This window comes from Planctopirus sp. SH287 (assembly GCF_056500625.1).
Window position 1 is genome coordinate 1,167,967 of sequence record NZ_CM151403.1, and the last position, 20,101, is coordinate 1,188,067.

Sequence of the window (20,101 nt, forward strand, 5' to 3'; positions counted from 1 at the left end):
CCCACTTACTCGTTAGTTCCCAGAATTTGATTCATCAGAACGTTGTAGGCCTGTCGCGGAACTGGGCCGACACTCTCGAACTGCATCAGCGTCGCCAGCAGGCACCCCGCCAGCAAGACCGTCACCGCAACGAGCTTTCCCAGATCCTGACCTTGCAAGCTGCCCAATTGTTGTGGCTCGCCTGAGAGATAGGCCGAAGCTGCAAAAAGCTCTTCCCCCAGGAGCGTGTAGTCACACGCCGCCACGAAGAAGGGCAACTGTGACGACTCGGCCGTTCCCGCAATCTGAATGGCGCCCACGGAATTCCCATTTTCCGCCAATAGCAATGACTCAGCGAAGAACTGCCCCATATAAAAGCAGGCCGCAGGTTTCTCGCGTTGTGTCCAGCCGCAAACTTCAGCGACATATGCAAACTGTTCATCGGTCACATACCGAATGAAATCGGCGTCATAGACATCAGGCTTTCCGGATTCGATGCACGCCGATTGAACCACTTCACGGGCAGCAGTCATCACCAGAGAACGCGACGTGGGAACATGCACAGGGTTCTCATAGGCAGCGGCTTCTTTCGCCACCGTCGACAGCACGCTCAGCCCGGCAATCGTCTGGATTTCATTGAGGTCCATAATCCCCGGAATAAACAGCACTGGACGCCCCATTTCGGTCGCACGGCCTACCGCGTCTTCAATCGCTTGAAGTCCGGCAATCGGGCGAACATAAACCGATCCGCCCAACCGTGCCCGTAACGTGCATCCCAGCACACACGCACAAACCAGCGAAACCAGCACGAACGTCCAGAATCGTTTGGGATCAAATGAGAACCACCAGATGTTCTGCTTGGATGGCTCGAGATTCGACGGGGTCATTGCAGAGATCGGCCCACTTTCCGAAGAGGATTCCCCTTCAGAAGATGGCCCTGTCGCGGAAGACGATTCGCTGGCAATGCCAACGCTCGCAGTGGCAACGCCAGCTGTGGCAGCGTTGGCTGTGGCAGTGGCAGCGTTGTTCGCCAGAGCCTCAGTGCATGTCGCCCAACAAATCGCGAACATGGCCAGAATGATCTCGGCTTTCAGAATGCGTGGCAGTTGCGGCTTCTCGCGCTGGAAAAGATTGATGCCGCCTGCGCCTTTGCCTATGGCTGTGCCATTTGCTGTGCCTGTAGCTGTGCCAGTCGATAACGTCATCTTTAGGACTCCAGAAGTTCAACGTTAGCCCTGGGAACAGTCACGCGCATCCCATCTGTCAGTTCCACAATCAGCACACGGGCCTTGGCCCCTGAATCAAGCAACATCGGTTCATGAGGCAGGCTGGAGACCTTTCCCAGAAGACCGAAATACGGATCGCGAATGATGCGGATCGAAGCACCGTCCGTCAGAAAAACAGGTTCATTCCCGCGAGTTGATGCTTCCTCACCGGGAACCATCAATTGATTGGCAGCAGGAATGACGACCTCGGGTCGCATGACCCCGGCACGAATCTGCGTGGCTCCATTGCACGATGCAAACTGGCCTGAATGGGCCTTGAATAATTCAAACGTCCGCCCCGCCATGGGGATGTCACCAAAGCCTTCCGTCATGATCAGGGTGGTGCCAATTTTTTCTGTTCCAGTGATTGCCACCCCCAGATCGTAGCCCAGAATTGCCCGGAGATCAGAGTCGTCAATGCCTCCTGAGACGATGGCCGCAACGCCCAGACTGGCTGCGGCGCTAACGGCTCCCTGAGTGATTCGCCCACCTCCAATCACAATTTTCCCGGCATGTTCCGGGCGGAGCGAGGCTTCTGTGAGGAGATCACCGGGAGCTTGCGCTGCCATGACAATCTTGCCGTAGGCTTCTGGCCCCACGCCAAAAATTCCCTGAACGACAGCCGCTTGACTGGAAACGACGACACCTTCGCCAGCAATCACCTCGGTCACAACGCCGCTCAAATAAGCCAGCACTTCAATGACATGCGGGTTCGCGCGAATCAACGCCTGACCAGTGATCCGTGAGATCGACTCAACAATCCCGCCACAGGGAGCCGTCGCTGATCGTGGTGACCAACCAAAAAGTCCGCCAGTCCAGCCAAGCTCTTCCCCTTCACTGACCCTGTCTCCGATTTGCCGCGTGGCATATTTGAGCACATCTCCCGGAGAAACCTGAAGTTGCCGGGAAAGATTGACAGGGAAAGGCTCTCCGGGAAGCTCCGTTCGCGCAATAGGGGTCAGTGCATCAACCTGTTGGCCCAGTGACACGAGGACATCACCGGAAATGGGAAGCAATCGCTTCGCTTTCCATGTGGTTGCACGACTGATTGTCAAACCCGGCACATAGGCTTTCGCCATCAACATCACCCCCCAGGAAATGTGCTCTGGTTCTACCGGGTTGTGAGGCGACATACAAATCCAAAACTCGTGGATGTATTCATTCCTGTTGATAATCCGCCCATAATTGAACAGATCTCTCTCGCGCAGTGCTTTTTAGAGGCGATGAAGCAGCTTCAGCGATAGACTTTCGCACAAGCCGCCGCAGATGCTTCGCAGGCTACTGGAGAACCAATCTTTGACCGTTGATGCTCATATCCCTGAAGTGACAATTCGCACGCGAGAGAATGGCCCGCTGGTGGTCACAGGCCCATTTCGGCTGATCGACCATCAATATCAGGAGTTCGTTATTCCCCCCGGCCAGAACGTCGCTCTTTGCCGATGCGGAATCAGCGCCAAAAAACCTTTTTGCGACGGGAGTCATCGCGGCTGTGGGTTTGTCGCGAATGAGTTAGCAAATCACCAGCAGCCAGATTCTCACAAGTAACAAAACATCTTCCGATCCCCAAACGTTGATGCCAAGTCATCGATGCCGCGTGTTGATCAGGCCTTCAGTGCATACCATCATTTTCAGAATCACTTTTGCCTCACAGATTTCCCTTGTCTCTACCAGATGAGTTTTTCATGTTCAAACACCAACGATCTTGCCTTTCTGACGCTGCGTCGCTTTTGAAACCTTTTCGTAATCGCGCGGCAAGGCTCCTGCTTCAAACCGCATTGTGCATAACGCCGATCGCGTTGGCGTTTGGTCAGTCAGTGGCCCCACCCGGAACGGCTTTGGGGAATCCCAAGTCTGCCGCAAAACCTGCTGTCAAACCGGCTCCGATTGATCGGACGCTCCTTCCCGAAATGACCGAGGTTAAACGTCTGCGCGAGCTTTTGTCTCAACCTCTGCCAGCATTGACGCGTCCCGCAGAGCAGGCTGATCTTGAAGTTTTCGGCAAAGCCGTCGACTGGACTCTGCGACACGAAGAGATTCAAACAGCCCCTCAACGTGATGCTCTCCAGCGTGTTGCTCTTCGCGGCTTGGCACGATGGGCAGATGCCGAAAAAGGAAAGATTCCCTGGGTCACTGAACCGGGGCGACATGTGCTGGGGTATCGCTCGGATGTCGATGAATCGGTTCAGCCTTACGCACTCTCGATCCCCGTAGGATATCAGCCGGACGCCAGTGATCGCTGGCCATTGGAAGTCGTGCTGCATGGCCGTGACAATGGTCTCAATGAAGTCAAATTTATTGATTCTCATGATGGAAAAGCACTCAAAAATCGGCCGCCATACTTTCGACTTGAGGTCTTTGGTCGTACCAACAACGCCTACCGCTGGGCCGGTGAGACCGACGTTTTTGAAGCGATGCGTGATGTCGAACGAAGGTTCCGAATTGATGATCAGCGGGTCAACCTCTGGGGCTTCTCGATGGGAGGAGCAGGGGCCTGGCATCTCGGCGTGCATTATCCCGATCAATGGACATCGGTGGGTGCTGGGGCCGGCTTCGCAGAAACTATGACTTACCAGAAAATGAAACATCCCCTTGAGTCGCCGCATCGGGAGTTACTCCGAATCTATGACGCTGTGGATTATGCGGGCAACGCCGGGCTGGTGCCTTTGATTGGCTACGGCGGTTCGGAAGACCCACAACTGGCCGCTGCCAAGACGATGCAGATCGCTGCGAAAGAGGCCGGATTTGATATTCCCGTGCTGGTCGGGCCAGGGGTTGCTCACAAATGGCATCCCGATTCTCAAAAAGAATTCGATGCCTTCCATGAGAAGCACCGGATCGTGGGACGCCGCCGATACCCTCTGCAACCACAGATTCATTTTGTGACATGGACGGTCAAATATCAGAATGCAGGCTGGCTGAAAGTCATCCGGCAGGAAGTTCCTTATGTTCAGTCAACGGTCGATGCGAAGATTCTCGCCGATAAGGATCTGGTGGAGGTCACGACTGCAAATGTCGCGATTTTGAGTGTCGATCGGCAAGCCGGTGAGTCGATCAAAATTGACGGCAGCGACCCGCTCCCGCTGCGTGACGCGGCCGAGGGTCTGCTTCCCGATGTCTATTTTGAACTCCGCGCCAATGGCTGGAAACAGATCGAATACAAGGCCTCGCGGGATATTGAAATCAATGACATGCGGCACAAACACCACCGCTTACAAGGCCCCATCGACGATGCCTTCAGCCAGCCATTCATCCATGTCACTGGGAGCGGGCGTCCCTGGGGCATGGCTCATGAAGAATACGTGAGATGGTCAAAGCAACGTGCTCAAGCCGAGTTTGATCAATGGATGCGGGGACAAGCTCCAGAAACCATTGATAATCGCGTCAGCGATGAAACTTTAAGCGATAAGAACCTGATCCTCTGGGGCGATCCCGGCTCAAACACTCTCATTGCCCGGATTGTTGACCAACTGCCGATTCAATGGACAAAAGACAAAATTGTTGTGGGAGAAAAAGAGTATTCCACCACCAATCATGCGTTGGCATTGATTGTTCCCAACCCGCTGAATTCTCTGCGGTATGTGGTGATCAACAGCGGGCACACTTTTCATGAACCAGAATTTCGAGGGTCAAACGCCCAGCTTTATCCTCGACTGGGCGATCTGGCGATCATTCGATTTACACAGCGAGCGGACGATACTTACTCAGAGGAAGTTGTGGAAAATATCATCCTGGATGCCCGCTGGCGTCTGCCTCAACCGCTGACCGCTGAAGGCCAGAATCCTGCCAAGTAGGAGGCATGAATCGCAGCACAAAGCCCCATGAACCTGCCCGGAACCCCTCTTATCCTTCTCCCTGAGGGAGAAGGTGGCCGTAAGGCCGGATGAGGGGGATGTGTTGCTCGCGATGAGAAGGATCGTGTTGTCATTGATGAGAGGATATCGATAGCTATCTGAAACACGGATAGTTAAATACCCCTCACCCCCGGCCCTCTCCCGCAAGCGGGAGAGGGAGTCATCAAATCCTTCTCCCTGAGGGAGAAGGTGGCCGTAAGGCCGGGTGAGGGGGCGCGTTGCCACGGATTTTGTGCCATGCTGCCTATCCCGGATATCTCACCAGGGCGTGGGGGTGGTGTTTTTTTGCTGGTTGGTAATCGGTTGGAGGGCTGGTGGGGGCCGATCGTTGGGGATTTCGTGATCGCGGAGCGGAATTGCAACGGATTTCCGGCGGGTTCATGGTTTTTTACTCTGCTCAGCGCAGAACTTCTCCCCGCTCTTCGCTGTCGAAACAGGTCTTCGACCGAAGAGGCCTTGGCAAACTCCTGATTTCTAAGCCATAGGCTGGTTACACTCGCAGAGGTGTCCGTTCCTGACGCCGGAGGTTGCCAAGGATCTCTCGGAACAGCGCCTGATACGGATACGCCTGCGACAACGACAGCACCACCCGTCGCACACTCACACTGATTCGTCCACCGATCTTGAGCAGCCTGGCCCGAATCGTGTTGACCTGAGCTGTCGCCAGCGACGTGCCTTTCAGGCCGAACTCCTTGAGCGCTTTATGCAGCACATACGCCATGGTCGAGAACAGCACCCGCAACTGATTACTGCGCATGGCGTGGGTACTCGTGCGGTCGGCGAACAGGAACAACTGCTGTTCTTTAATCCGGTTCTCCATCTCGCCGCGAGCACAATACAGATCCTCGTATAGCGGCCGGGCAGCCATGCGTCTTTCCGGCAGACTCGTCACCACGAACCGGGGGTTGCTCCCTTTCGATAAGTGCTCAGCCTTGCCCACCACCCGGCGGGCCTGCGACCAGCTTTTCCGGGTGCGATACTCAAAGTCTTTGAACACCCGGGAAGAGGCCTGAGTCTGCTCGAACAGAGCTTGCGCCTCGTGCAATTCTTTCCCGATGATGTTCAGCAATCTCTTGTTCTTGGCCAGGCCGAAGACATAATCCACGCGGTTTTGTTCACACCAGTGCAGGATCGCTTCGCGACAGAAGCCGCTGTCGCCACGCACAATGATCCGCACCTGAGGCCAGGCAGCACGCAGCTTGGGAACGATCTTCGCCAAGACCTCCACGGTGCCCGCACAGGCGTCGATATTCGAGGGTTTGAGTAAGGCCAGGAGCGGCCAGCCATCACAAAAACAGTACAGCGGCAGGTAGCAATAATTCTGGTAGTACCCGTGAAAGAACTTGCCAAGCTGATCGCCGTGAATGGGGTTGTCTGTGGCGTCGAAGTCGAGAATCAGTTCTGGCGGTACGCACAGTTTGGCCTTCATCCGAATGAAGATATCGACCAGCGTTTCCTGCAACTGGTCGATGCTGGCGACAATCTTCTTGTAGCGACTTTTCGCACTGGCTCCGGGCGGTGTGAGTTCCAGCCGGTTGAGCGTGCTCTTGCCCGCCAGCGGCTTGCCGTGATCTTGTGGATGGAGGCGATTGTGGCCAGTGATATCCTTTCGTCCACAGAGCAGCGCCAGGAGAGGATCATGGCGAAGTTGTTCGTGATCGTTGAGGTCTTCATACCCCAAAGCCAGCCCCATCACCCGCTGGAGCAGGAGTTCTTCCACGGTGAATTCAATGAGTTCTTCATCGCGATGATCGGTGAAACACCCGGCCAACTGGCGGACGATGCCGAACCGCTCTTCGACTTCGCGGAGTAAGAGCCCCCCGGCATCGGAAGTGATCTTCCCGCCGTCAAAATCAGCGACCACTTCCCGGCGATCGTGGTGCTGAAAGAGCAGCTGCTGCGTGTTACACTCTGTCATGACGAGACGTCCTTGTGCTGGCGTGGTGAGTTGTGTGGTAACAACACTTTACGCAAATCCAGGCGTCTCGTTTATGCTGCGCTGTGAGAAATCCGGGCTATGCCAGATCACTCAGCAAGTGGAGTGACTGGAGTTATCCGATAAATTCCAGTTGAACCGGGTGAGGAATCACCTTGTGTTCATAAGCCCTTGCCAGCAACAATTTGACCGCTTCACGTCCCCGATCACCAAAGTCAATCGTCCAGTCGTTGACGTACATGCCGACGAATGTGTCAGCCTTTTGATCATCAAGATCACGTCCATATTTTTTTGCGTGATTGAGTGCTTCCTGCCGGTGTTCTAACCCGTAAATGATGCTTTGCTTTAAGAGGGCGGTCACTTCTTCCATCGCTTTCTGTCCCAGATCACGGCGGATGGCATTGCCACCCAGAGGAAGCGGCAATCCCGTCTTTTCCAGCCACCATTTTCCCATGTCGACCACCAGGCTCAAGCCTTGTGAGGCATAGGTCAACTGTCCTTCGTGAATGATCAAACCAGCATCAACTTCGCCACGTTCAACGGCATTCAGAATTTCATCGAAGGGATAAAGCACTGGCGTAAAACGATCGCCCAGCAAAAGGCGCAGCGACAAAACAGCGGTGGTCAACTTGCCGGGAATGGCGATCCGCTTATCAATCAACTGGTCGATACTCATGGGTTCGCGAGCGACGACCATCGGGCCGTAATTATCACCCATGCTGCATCCACAAGCGCACAATGCGTACTTGTCAGTCAGATAGGCGTAGCCATGCAGACTGACAGCCGATAACTCCAGTTCGCCTTTGAATGCCCGCTGGTTGAGCGTTTCAATGTCTTGCAATTCATGCGTAAAAACGTATGAGCCTGTGGGGATTTTGTCATTTGCCAAGGCATGAAACATGAAGGCATCGTCGGGATCTGGGCTATGGCCGACACGGATAAGCGTTCGATTGTCCACGGATCGTCTTTCAGTTGAACTTAACCTCTCACACAAAGCCACTTTTGACCTTGGAAATGCCGACCAAGTCGACGATTCCTGTCGCAAAAGAGTTTTGTAAGAGCTGATGAGATGAGCATCCTGGCGATAAATTCTCACAGCACGAAACGATTCCCCCATCAGAGGATTCGCTCCGGGCCTGATGAAAGTTATAGTCTCTTGCACGTATTACCGCACATGAAGACCGCCGATTAACATGGCCAACTGTTATTGCCAGTTGATATTCGTCAAAAACATGTGAAACACCCCTAATGTCTCGTCGGGGCTTTCGGCTCTCATCATGACACTCGACTGATTGTTCAGGTGCCTGTTTGCCCACTCCTCAGCAACCCTCCATCGATCTCCCCTCCACTGTGGTTCCAACCATCGGCGAGGAGGCGATTCGGCAATTGGTACAACGCTTTTACCAGCGTGTTAAAACAGACCCGATCATCGGCGTGATGTACCCTCCTGATGACTGGCAAGGGGCTGAAGAACGGTTGGCCGGTTTTTTGATCTTCCGGTTTGGTGGATCTGATGAGTACCTGCGCCGAAGGGGAGCACCGCGATTACGCATGAGGCACGCTCCCTTTGTGATTTCTCATTCAGCCCGTGATCGCTGGGTGGAACTCATGGCCGCTTCAATCGATGAATCTTCTTTGCCAGAACCGGTGCGGAGTATCGTGGCCGATTTCCTGAGCCACACCGCCACCTTCATGATCAACGCATGAAAGCCTCGCTCAACCACAAAATTCTGAGGCGCACAACGGGATTATCAATGGCATCAGACCATTGATTTTCCACAGCAGGAATCACTCGCTGAGATGACCGTGGCAAAGCTCAAACTGGGCATCAGAAAAGCGTTGACGATCACCCTGTTTGATGCCATCAAGTAATGCCTGCAAGAGTCGACACTGTCGCTCAGTGACAGGAATGATCACATTCGGGCCGGGGCCGCGCCGCATGATTGTTCGGGAAATCACGTCCAGTAACGTCGCTATTCCCTGCGTTGTGATGGTCGAGATGGGCAGAGCATCCGGCCAATGATTGAGAACGTCTCGCTCCATCTGCAAGTCGCATTTATTCAGAACCACAATCGCTTCGTTGAATTGCTGGCCAAGAGCAATATCGCCGGGAAGCAACTGTCGGCTGGCATCGACGACATGGAGCACAACATCTGCCTGCCGGGCTGATGTGATGGTGCGTTTGACCCCTTCGTTTTCAATCGGATCATGGCTATCGCGGACGCCTGCCGTATCAGCCAGTTGCACGAGCCAGCCTCCCACGGCAGTCGAAGATCGCACCACATCGCGTGTGGTTCCTGGCTGATCGACAACAATCGAACGGTCATAGCCCAGCAGGCGATTGGCAAGACTGGATTTCCCCACGTTGGGAAGCCCGACAATCGCAAGCGTCCAGCCTTTGATCAACCGCTCACCCACCGCAGCCCATCGGAGGGCCAATTCGATCTGACGAACCTGAAAGTCCCTGAGAGCCAGATCGCTTTCCCACTGGAGATTGGCCACAAATTCGGGGAGTTTTTGCAGGCAGTTTTCCAGTACCAGCTTGGCCGATTTCACCGTCGCTGCCCGGGAGAGGGACTCCGTACACTCAGCCGTAAGAAAATTCGTGATCTGCGAGAGTTGCTCTCGCCAGGTTTCAACGACAGCCCCCACCGACTGAAGCGACGTCAGCACCTGCTCAACAGCGGCCAGACCTCCATGGCAGGTCACTTCAAATAATTGAGGATTAATCCGCGAGACAACCACCCCTTCGGAAACCGGCCCCCCCCATTGTCCATAAGAAACGTTGCCAATCGCCAGTTGTCGCCAATCTGTCGCGTTGGCTGATCGAAACAATTGCTCAGCGCCAGGCCCAAGTTGAGCCACATCGCCAGCAATTCGTACCACAGCAATGGCCGAACGTCCCGGTGGCGACCAATGGGCCGCACTCACGTGTTTTGCAAGGAACCCACCAGGTGAACTGGCCGGGTTCTCAAAATCCAAGCCCATCCTGTGCCTCTATTGCCTCATCATTTCACACATACCCAGCAAGGCATTTTGCCACAGGTGATTCATTTGAACAGGCCGCTCAGTTCTACCAGCCATTACATTAACAATGTGCTGCCAGAATCCTCAGACACCATGATCTTTGAACGGTCTCTCCATGGCGAGAAGCGATCGCTTCCTGCACGTGATATCACTTCAAACCGGCAGATTGCTTGAGTTCATCTGCATAAATTTGATTGCTTCCCCTAAATGATGAGTCATCAGCCCATTCAGCTGTTCTTCAGGTTGAAGTCATTACGAAGTGGCATCTCGATCTCGCGATAACTCATCATCAGAATCAAACAATCCAATGGCCGGTTTGGTTTCGCTGCGAGGTTCCTCGATCTCCCGATTTTTATCATCACCGGTTCCCTCGGCCTCATGAATCGTCCTCATGGGAAATGTCGATTCAGAACGTGTGGTCGGGACAATCGGTACAGTCGACGGGTTGAGATCAAACGGGACTTCAGAATCGGCGGATATCTCCGCCTTACGTCCCCTTTGAGAGACTGAACTCCCGGATTTTGATGACTCCTGATGAGTGGCCACCGGATCAAAAGGGGCGGTGATCATTGCCGGTGACTGCAGGCTGGACTGAAGGATCTCGACCTTCGATTCGGCATTCTCCAGAAGTTCGCTGCACGTTCGGTAAAGATGAATCCCTCGCTCAAAGCCCTGAAGAGCATCATTGAGAGGCAACTCCCCCTGATCCAGGCGATCAACAATCTCCTGAAGTTCCGACATGGCTTCTTCAAAAGAGGGACTATCAGATGTCGTCGATTTACGGCGGGCCATGGTGTCGTCTCCGGTTTAATTCACGGCCATTCCCGGCAAGGATTCGCCAGGCAGGATTAGCTCACTGAGATTAGTATTCGTAGAGCTTCAAAGTTGAAAATCGAGGTTCAGCAGCTAGTTAAGAGCCTGTTCGAGAAAACTCCCTCTCCCGCAAGCAGGAAAGGGCCGGGGTGAGGGCTGATGAACCATCCGCGCTCCCCAATTGCCATGCCGGGTGCCCTTGTCAAGTGCCATGCTTGCGGCTCTGAGCAAGCATGCTCTGTGAGTTGATAGAAGCGTCAAAGGAACATCCGGCATGCTCAGAGCCGTGAGCATGGCACGGGAGTCATCAGCAAGAAGGAGTTAAGAGTTGCCGGACAGACGCACCGTCCGAAAACGAAGGACATCGCACTGTATCGAACCCCTCTATTAAACCTTGACACCGCGCTAGCTGATTTTCTTGAGGAAGCTGATGCGGCCGGTGGTGACCCACTCGCTGACAATGATGTTGCCATTGTGGTCAAACGTGGCGTCGTGGGGATGAACAAATTTACCAGGCGCCCATTGCTTGGCATCGCCACGGTTCACTTTTCCTGCGTTGACGTTCTTGTGGTCATCACACAAGTAAGCCAGAACTTTATTGTTGCCATCAAGTAGAGTCACACGTCCCTGAAGCTCAGGCACCAGCATGAGATCTTGATAGAAATCCACATGACATGGCTTCTGAAAACCGTCGATGAGAGAAACAAATTTCCCTTCGGGTGTCAGGCATTGAATCGTGTTGCGGCCACGGTCAGTGACATAAAGAATTTCATCTTTTCCCGGACGAACTTCTAATGCCAAACCATGGTTATTACTGAATTTTTCCGGGCTGGGGCCAGCCCCGCCAAAGCTCAGTTTGTATTCGCCATCTTTCGTATAGCGATGGATGAAATTAGAACCATAGCCATCAGCCACCAGCAGGTCGCCATCTTTCAGGAAGGCAATGTTGGTTGGCTTGTAGCGATTCGGCCCGCTCACTCCCTTGCGAGGAACTTCACCAGAGCGCACCCGCTGAGGCAATGTGTTTTCACCTTCAGGATAGACCCCCGATTCCATGGGCGCAAATCGTTCCCAGATCAGTTCTCCCTTGAGGTTCGTCTTGGCAATTGACTGCACCGGATCGGGATTCGAGTAATAAAGGAACTCTTCTCCGTTCTCTTCACGAAGCTCCAGCCCGTGAGCACCTCCCTGAAAATACTGGCCAAATGAACGGACATATTTTCCGTTTTCATCAAACACAAAAACGTTGGGGTGATTCTTCTTGTTGAAGTCACCCGTGTGGTTCAGATAGACGAAACCATTTTTATCAACCACAGTAGCCTGAGTCGTCTGCCAGGTAAACTCACTGGGAAGCTGAGCCCAATTGTGAATGACTTCGTATTGATAATCGCCTTGCCCCGTGATTAATCGCTCAGTTTCAGTTTTGCTTTGAGCATGCACAAACGGAGTTCCAGCGATCAAACCAGCAGCGGCAACCCCCGTGACCTTCAATGCGTCCCGTCGTGAAATCGGCGAAGTCATGCAACCCTCATCATGTTGAAAAAAGTCGATATGGTTGAGCTGAAAATCAAACACAGAGCGTAGCGGATTGCCTGGGGAAGGTGCCATGAAGTTCTTACGGAATGCACCATCTTCTACTGGAGCTGCCGAATGATCTCTTCAATGCTCGCAAGTTGAGCCTTCTGATTGGCCAAAGTCTGTCGGACTTCGGCCACAACTTCCGGTGGGGCCTTATCAACAAAACTGGCGTTACCGAGCTTCTTTTCCGTCGAAGCGATGAAGCCACGCAGCTTTTCGGCATCTTTTGTTTGCTTGGCCAGTTCAGCGACTTTATCAATCAAACCTTCCAGAGGCACAAAACCTTCGGCTCCTTCCAGTGTGAAACTCGCAGAAGCCGGAGGACGTGACACCTCTGGGCCAGTGGCTGCAATTTCCGCTTTCGCCAGATTCTGGATCTGAAGACGCAAGGTTTCAAAATCTGCAGCGGCTTCAATGCTGCACTTCAAATGGACGGCAATCGATTGGCCGGGGCTGATGCTGTACATCGCACGAATATTGCGAATCGCTCCAATCGCTTCCTGCAAGCGAGTGAATCGCTGCTCAAGGGCAGGGGAGATGTCGGCTTCGTTCACAGCTGGCCAGGCAGCAATGATGCAGGCCGTTTCCGCCGGCTTGGGATCAGGCAAACCGCGAGTCGGTGCGATCTCTGCCAGACGATGCCACAACTCTTCAGTGATGAACGGAGTGAACGGGTGCAGCAGCCGCAAGATTTGATCCAGGACATGCACCAGCACCCGCTGCGCGACCGGCTTGGCAGTTTCGTCACGCAATCGCGACTTGATCAGTTCCAGATACCAGTCACAGAATTCGTTCCAGACAAAATCCCGCAGGGCGCGAGTGGCCGCGTCGAACTTGTAAACACCAAGGAGCGATGTCACTTCATTCGTGACCGTCGCCAGACGACTGACAATCCACTGGTCTTCAATCGCCAGCTCACTCTTCTGCACCGCAGCGGGCGTGTAGCCTTCGAGGTTCAGCATGGCAAAACGGGCGGCATTCCAGAGCTTATTGCAGAAATTGCGGCCAAACTCGAAGCGCTCGATGACAATCCCCGCCACCGGTTCGCCTTCATCCGGTGCATACCAGGGCGTCGCATATTGCGATTCTTTCTTGCACTTCGCGCACTTGATCTTGGGCTTACCCGGCTGAAATTTCAGGTGCTTCTGCTCTTGAGGAATCAGGTTCTCGCAGTGAGGACAGGCATAGCTCACGGGAAGCCGCACGTCCTGCGTTTCTCCCGCAAAAGAGGCAATCGTGAAGCGTGTGCCGTCGCAACCATAGCGGTCAACGAGTTCCAGCGGATCGACGCCATTCCCCTTGGTTTTGGACATCGTCTGCCCGAAACCATCCTGAATTTTCGGATGAATATGCACGTGCTTGAAGGGGATATCGTTGAGGTTATATAGCCCTGTCAGCACCATCCGCGCGACCCACAGCGTGATGATATCCCGCGACGTGATCAGCACACTGCCGGGATAGAAGTAGGGGAGAACCGTGTTCTTCCCGTCGCCGCTGGAATCAGGCTGATTGTTGAGTGGCGGATTCGCCGTTTCATTCGGCCAACCCAGCGTGGCGTGTGGCCACAGGGCACTGCTGAACCAGGTATCAAGAACATCAGGATCTTGTTCAAATCCATCGGCTTCGAGTTGCTTCTGGGTGATCTCTCCTTGAGCGTCTGATGAGTCGACACAGATCAGCACGCTGGCCGGATCACTGGCAGAGAGGATGCCTGCCGCCGCAGAGTTATTGGGATGGGCGGCGAGATATGACTCCGCTTCCGAAGCACTGGCAAACTGCCTGCTCCACACGGGAATCCGGTGTCCCCACCACAGCTGGCGGCTGATACACCAGTCGCGCTTCTCCCCCAGCCAGTCGAGATAGCTCGATTGATACCGCTCAGGATAGAATTTCACGCGGCCATCAGTCACCGCATCAATCGCCTTCTGGGCGAGTTCGTCCATCTTCACGAACCATTGATCCGACATCAGCGGCTCGACAGGAGTCTTCGAGCGATCGCTGAATTTCATGGGAATCTTGCGGTCTTCAACCTTTTCAAAGAAACCGAGAGCCTCCATCTTTGCGACCACCGCCTTGCGGGCTTCCAGTCGATCCAGACCAGCAAATTCGCCCCCCTCTTCATTGATGGAACCATCTGGCCGCATGATATTGATCATGGGCAATTTGTTGCGCAGGCCGCAGGCATAGTCATTGGGATCATGCGCGGGAGTCACCTTCACGCAGCCCGTCCCCAGTTCTTTATCTGCCAGCAGACCATCGGCAATGATGGGCACAAGCCGGCCCACCAGTGGCAAACGAACATGCTTGCCCACCAGAGCCGTGTAGCGTTCATCAGAAGGATGGACACACAGCGCGGTATCACCCAACATCGTTTCCGGACGAGTCGTCGAGAACGAAATCCGCTGTCCGGTTGGTTCGCCCTGATCGTCGACGACAGGATAATTGAACGTCCAGAACTGGCCATCGATATCTTCGGTATAGACTTCATCATCAGCGACAGCTGTTTGCAGAAAAGCATCCCAGTTAACAAGCCGCTGACCACGATAGATCAGGCCATCGCGGAACATCTTGAAGAACGTCCTGCGCACGGCCTGCGAACAAACGTCATCGAGCGTGAACCGTGTTCGTCGCCAATCGCAGCTGGCACCCAATCGTTTGAGCTGGCCGAGAATGCGGGCCTCGTAATGATCCTTCCATTTCCAGATGCGCTGAATGAGTGCCTCACGGCCCACGTCGTGCCGCGTCAGGCCTTCCTCTTCAAGCATCCGCTTTTCGACCATCGACTGCGTGGCGATCCCCGCGTGATCTGTCCCCGGCATCCACAGCGCCGAATAACCCTGCATCCGTCGCCAGCGAGTGATGAGATCCTGCAAGGTTCCATTGAGAGCATGTCCCATATGGAGCGCCCCCGTCACGTTGGGCAGGGGGATCATGATGACATGCGGCGGTTTCGTCTCGCTGGGGTCAGCGTTGAAATAGCCTTGCGTTTCCCAATGGGTATACCACTGTGCTTCGGCAGCCTGCGGATCGTAAGACTTGGGAATCTCAGTCGTCATGAAAAAACTCTCGTGGGGCCGCAAAAATTGGCGTGCGGGATTCGTAATCAGGGGTACCGAATGAAAAGGAAATGGGTGGCCCCGGTTGAAATTCTGATTTCTACCGGGGCGGCGCAGCCGAAAGAGGCTAAGAACGCCCAACAAAACCGGTTGTGCCTGTTGGAAAACGTTGAATGCTTCGTCAATTCCCGCTGCATCAGAGGTTTTGTTAGAGTTTTTAAGTGGGATCGCGAGAACGCTGCCTCTTATGATTTTGTCACCCAGAGTGACCAAAAACTGTCAACCTGGGCCACCCGATTTGTTATTTGAATCATTTCTGTGTTGTTTAATTTCAGGAAGCGAATACTCACTATTCCGGCAAGCCTTCATCCTTAAATAGCTTGTATTCGACACTGTCCGCCAGTGCGAGCCAACTCGCTTCAATCACGTTTTCGCTGACGCCCACCGTGCTCCAGGTATCGTGTTCATCCCGGCTTTCAATCACCACACGAACCCGGGCCGCTGTCCCTTCAGCTGAGTTAATCACACGAACTTTATAATCTACCAGGTGCATTTGCTCGAGAGCCGGATAGAACCGCATCAACGCTCGACGCACGGCTGTATCCAGTGCATTGATCGGGCCATCTCCTTCGGCAACCACGTGCTCAATCTCATGGCCAACTTTCAGTTTGACAGTGGCTTCGGTGACAGGAGCTTGCCCTTCTTCTGTGACCACGCCAACACGGTAATGCAGTCGCTGAAATTTGGGGGTATAGAGTCCCGCCTCTTTACGAACCAGCAGATCAAAAGAACCTTCAGCCGCTTCAAATTGATAGCCAATGTTTTCCAGATCCTGCACCCGCTCCAGGATATTCCGCATGAGCTGATTATCTTCGGCGATCCGGTATTTTGTGGTCTTGGCAATGATGTTGCTACGGCCCGAAAGCTCGCTCACCAACACCTTGCGTTCGTTGCCCACGGTCTCGGGCGGAATATGTTCGTAACTGCGGGCCAGCCGATTGACTGCGTGAACGTGCATTCCCCCTTTATGAGCAAACGCACTGCTTCCCACAAAAGGCTGTCCGGGACGAAGCTGCAGATTGGCAACTTCATAGACATAGCGCGAAAGCTCTGTCAGATGGATCACACCGTTGGGAGTGAGCACCTCGTGATGCTTCTTGATCGCCAAGTTGGCCCCCACACTAATGAGGTCAACATTGCCGCACCGTTCGCCGATGCCATTGATCGTTCCTTGAACTTGAACAATCCCGCAATCAACAGCGATCAATGAGTTCGCCACAGCCAGCTCGCAATCATTATGACAATGAATGCCCAGCGGCGTGGAGAGTTCTTTTTTGACCGCATTAACAGCTGCTGCAATTTCTTCCGGCATGGTTCCGCCGTTGGTATCGCATAGGCAGATCAAATGCGCACCTGCTTCAGCAGCCGCCCGCAACGTCTTCATCGCGAACTCAGGGTTCCCTTTGAAACCATCGAAGAAATGCTCCGCGTCGTAAATAACATGCCGGCCTTCGCCCACGAGGAACCCCACCGAGTCACTGATCATCGCCAGATTTTCGGCTTCATCGACCCGCAGAACTTCAAAAACATGCAGATCCCACGTCTTGCCCACCACGGTGCAGCAGGGGGTTTGTGCGTCTCGCAGAGCCAGCATGCCCGTATCCTGATCGGCGGTGACGCCTTTACGACGGGTCATACCAAAGGCAGAGATCTTGGCATGCTTCAGTGGCAGTTCACGGACACGTTGAAAGTATTCCGCATCCTTGGGGTTCGAGAGAGGATAGCCCCCCTCGATGAAATCGATCCCAATCTCGTCCAGCTTCTGCGTAATCAGGAGTTTATCTTGCAGAGAGAAATTGACACCTTCTCCCTGGCTGCCGTCACGCAGGGTGGTATCGTAAAGCTGGATGCGAGCCATGTTTTCTATACTTTCTGTTCTCGGCGGGAAGGTTCATCACAAGAGCGATGCTCTTGGCTGTGAATCGCCGTCATCCCACAATGCCACTTTCCCTCGATACCAACAAAAAAACCCCCGGTTGTCCGGGGGCATCAGGCAGGCACAGGAACTACAGCCTGGGTTGCGTCAGCCCCCGGAAGTCGTAATTCCAATAATGGATACAGGTTCGGTAAACATTTCGTTCTTCTCTTAATCGCCAAACAGTTCCAGAGTACCGCTGGGAACCTGACCCGTCAAATCCTCTGGGGTTCACCGATTTTCTTGCGGCAAAAGGCTGTAATTCGTAATGATCGTGCGGAATCTTCCATGATGATGCGAATTTCGTCGACGATCCCCCCGATTCAGATGCGATTGACACGCCAAACGGCTACACTCGGGGCGATGCGCCGATTTGACGGCGCAACCGACGCCAGTGATTTGTGGGCTGACCCTCGTGACAGGATCTGACCAAAAGCGAATCTCGGGCCGATTTTCAACGCTTTCTGAGTGAGATTTTTCGTGACGATCACGTCTGTTGTCGGCTTACAATGGGGCGATGAAGCCAAGGGAAAGATCGTAGACCTGCTGACGGACGAGCACCAGATCGTCGTTCGTTATCAAGGCGGCAACAACGCGGGCCATACCGTCAAATTTGACGGCAAAACCTTCAAACTATCGCTGCTTCCCACCGGGATTTTGCGTCCAGGCGTCACCGCCATTATTGGTAATGGCGTCGTGGTTAATCCCGAAGCCTTGCAGAAAGAGATCGACACCATTCGCTCACAGGGTGTGGAGATTTCCAACAATCTACTCCTCTCCGATCGCGCCCATGTGATTCTGCCATATCATGTGGCAGAAGACGGTGCCTCTGAACGAAGTCATAAGCAGGATGCCATTGGCACCACCGGCCGCGGAATCGGTTTTTGCTACCGTGATAAAGCCGGACGCAGCCAGGCCGTGCGCATCGGTGATCTCTATCATCCAGCCAGCCTTGAGCAACGGTTGGAAGGCATCGTGAAATCCAAAAACCACGTACTCTCGGCTCTTGATCCCGAGTTCCAGCCGTTCGCGTCCAGTGACATTTTCTCACTGACCCAGAAGTATGCCACCGCGATGAAGCCATTTGTGACGGACACCGTCGCCTGGCTGCACCGGGCTATCAAAGAAAAGAAAAATATTCTGTTTGAAGGGGCTCAAGGCAGCCTGCTGGATGTCGATCACGGCACTTACCCGTTCGTGACATCATCGAACAGTTCTTCCGCAGGCATTCATTCAGGAAGCGGTGTCCCTGAACGCCTGATTGATGAAATGATCGGCGTTGTGAAAGCCTATACAACACGAGTGGGCGGCGGGCCGTTCCCCACGGAATTGAATAATGAAATTGGCCAGCACATTCGGGATGTCGGGCATGAATACGGCACAGTCACAGGACGTCCGCGCCGCTGCGGCTGGTTCGATGCCGTCGCTGCCGGGCATGGTTCCAAGGTCTGCGGTGTCGATTGCATTTCACTCATGCTGCTGGATGTCCTCAGCCAGCTCGACGAACTCAAAATCTGCGAAGCTTATGAGATCAATGGCGAGCGAACGACAGATTTCCCGGCTCATGTCGAAGATCTGGCCAACGCCAAGCCAATCTATCGCACCATTCCCGGCTGGAAAACAGACATTTGTGGCGTCACTAAGCTGGCCAACCTGCCAGCAGGAGCCAGGAAGTACATTGACACGATTGGCGAACTGATGGAAAAACCCGTCAAAATCGTGTCAGTCGGCCCCGATCGCGCACAAACGATCCTCAGCTAAACCACGTGATATTATCGCTCGATTCACCTTGTCAGCGGCAGGATGCCTTCAATGGAAGCGCTCAAGCAGGTTGTGGACTTCATCCTTCACTTTGACAAGCACCTGCAAGCATTCATTCAGGACTATGGCGTCTGGACGTATGCGATTCTTTTCATCATCGTTTTTGCCGAAACAGGATTGGTCTTTGCACCATTCCTGCCAGGAGATTCGCTTCTTTTTGCTGCGGGGGCACTGGCAGCCACCGGTTCGCTTTCGATGCCTCTGCTCCTGGGATTGCTGATCGTCGCAGCCGTTGCGGGTGATGCTGTTAATTATTTGATCGGTCGCTGGTTTGGCCAGCGGCTTTTGACAGCGAAACGCTTTCGACTCATCAAGCCCGAGCATCTGGCGAAAACCGAAGAGTTCTTCCAGCGTTACGGCAGCAAGACGATTGTCATCGCGCGATTCGTTCCGATCGTTCGGACAGTGGCCCCCTTCGTGGCAGGCATGGGGAAAATGCCCTACCGCACATTCTCGATCTATAACATTGCCGGCGGTATTCTCTGGGTTTCCGTTTGCTCGTTGGCCGGCTATCTCTTTGGCGGCCTGCCATTCGTAAAAGACAATTTTTCGTTGGTTGTACTCGGCATTGTATTTGTCTCGATCCTGCCAATCGCTTGGGAGATTTTTGCAGGGTATCGTCGCGGTCGAAAAACAGCGACTGTCGCGCCATCACCTTCAGCAATCACCTCTCCTGACGAGCCTGTTTGAAGCAAAGTCGGGTGGCGTTAAGGCTTTGCGCAACCCACCCATTCAGAGAATCCTGATCAAATCAGCGATGACCGCAGGAGTGATCATGGCCGGACACTCTTCTTCACCGT

General features: G+C 53.9%; 14 protein-coding genes. 5 read left to right on the forward strand and 9 right to left on the reverse strand.

Annotated features, from left to right (window positions below):
- Nucleotides 1–5: 5 nt before the first annotated feature.
- Both SH287x_RS04215 and SH287x_RS04220 read right to left on the reverse strand, forming a co-directional pair.
- Nucleotides 6–1,184, reverse strand: a complete 1,179-nt coding sequence (locus SH287x_RS04215; protein WP_479517184.1) for a DUF6754 domain-containing protein — start codon at nt 1,182–1,184, stop codon at nt 6–8.
- A gap of 2 nt (nt 1,185–1,186) precedes the next feature.
- Nucleotides 1,187–2,377 (reverse strand): hypothetical protein, encoded by a 1,191-nt coding sequence (locus SH287x_RS04220; RefSeq protein WP_479517185.1) that lies wholly within the window; start codon nt 2,375–2,377, stop codon nt 1,187–1,189.
- Nucleotides 2,378–2,540: 163 nt separating this feature from the next.
- On the opposite strand from SH287x_RS04220, the gene SH287x_RS04225 reads away from it, so the two are divergent.
- On the forward strand, nt 2,541–2,789 hold the full coding sequence (locus SH287x_RS04225; protein ID WP_479517186.1) for a CDGSH iron-sulfur domain-containing protein: 249 nt from the start codon (nt 2,541–2,543) through the stop codon (nt 2,787–2,789).
- A 137-nt stretch (nt 2,790–2,926) separates the two neighbouring features.
- On the forward strand, nt 2,927–5,035 hold the full coding sequence (locus SH287x_RS04230) for an alpha/beta hydrolase-fold protein (RefSeq protein WP_479517187.1): 2,109 nt from the start codon (nt 2,927–2,929) through the stop codon (nt 5,033–5,035).
- Nucleotides 5,036–5,585: 550 nt separating this feature from the next.
- Here SH287x_RS04230 and SH287x_RS04235 read toward each other — a convergent pair.
- On the reverse strand, nt 5,586–7,013 hold the full coding sequence (locus tag SH287x_RS04235; RefSeq protein WP_479514981.1) for an IS1380 family transposase: 1,428 nt from the start codon (nt 7,011–7,013) through the stop codon (nt 5,586–5,588).
- Between the two features lie 133 nt (nt 7,014–7,146).
- Entirely contained in the window at nt 7,147–7,989 is an 843-nt protein-coding gene (locus SH287x_RS04240) for a menaquinone biosynthesis family protein (RefSeq protein ID WP_479517188.1), read from the reverse strand.
- A gap of 350 nt (nt 7,990–8,339) precedes the next feature.
- Between SH287x_RS04240 and SH287x_RS04245 the strand changes: the two genes are divergently transcribed.
- Nucleotides 8,340–8,738, forward strand: coding sequence for a globin domain-containing protein (locus tag SH287x_RS04245; protein WP_479517189.1), 399 nt, complete (start codon nt 8,340–8,342; stop codon nt 8,736–8,738).
- A gap of 81 nt (nt 8,739–8,819) precedes the next feature.
- Here the strand turns inward: SH287x_RS04245 and SH287x_RS04250 are convergent, their stop codons facing one another.
- The 5 genes from SH287x_RS04250 to cimA form a co-directional block, all read right to left on the reverse strand.
- Nucleotides 8,820–10,019, reverse strand: coding sequence for a GTPase (locus SH287x_RS04250; protein WP_479517190.1), 1,200 nt, complete (start codon nt 10,017–10,019; stop codon nt 8,820–8,822).
- Between the two features lie 291 nt (nt 10,020–10,310).
- Nucleotides 10,311–10,850 (reverse strand): exodeoxyribonuclease VII small subunit, encoded by a 540-nt coding sequence (locus tag SH287x_RS04255; RefSeq protein WP_479517191.1) that lies wholly within the window; start codon nt 10,848–10,850, stop codon nt 10,311–10,313.
- 426 nt (nt 10,851–11,276) lie between these two features.
- Complete coding sequence (locus tag SH287x_RS04260) at nt 11,277–12,392, reverse strand: twin-arginine translocation signal domain-containing protein (RefSeq protein ID WP_479517192.1); 1,116 nt, start codon at nt 12,390–12,392, stop codon at nt 11,277–11,279.
- Between the two features lie 113 nt (nt 12,393–12,505).
- Nucleotides 12,506–15,505, reverse strand: a complete 3,000-nt coding sequence (locus SH287x_RS04265) for a valine--tRNA ligase (protein ID WP_479517193.1) — start codon at nt 15,503–15,505, stop codon at nt 12,506–12,508.
- 349 nt (nt 15,506–15,854) lie between these two features.
- A complete protein-coding gene (gene cimA / locus SH287x_RS04270; protein WP_479517194.1) occupies nt 15,855–17,423 on the reverse strand; it encodes a citramalate synthase in 1,569 nt (522 codons plus the stop codon).
- A 537-nt stretch (nt 17,424–17,960) separates the two neighbouring features.
- Between cimA and SH287x_RS04275 the strand changes: the two genes are divergently transcribed.
- Nucleotides 17,961–19,241, forward strand: coding sequence for an adenylosuccinate synthase (locus SH287x_RS04275; RefSeq protein ID WP_479517195.1), 1,281 nt, complete (start codon nt 17,961–17,963; stop codon nt 19,239–19,241).
- Nucleotides 19,242–19,292: 51 nt separating this feature from the next.
- On the forward strand, nt 19,293–19,991 hold the full coding sequence (locus SH287x_RS04280) for a DedA family protein (RefSeq protein WP_479517196.1): 699 nt from the start codon (nt 19,293–19,295) through the stop codon (nt 19,989–19,991).
- Nucleotides 19,992–20,101: the final 110 nt, after the last annotated feature.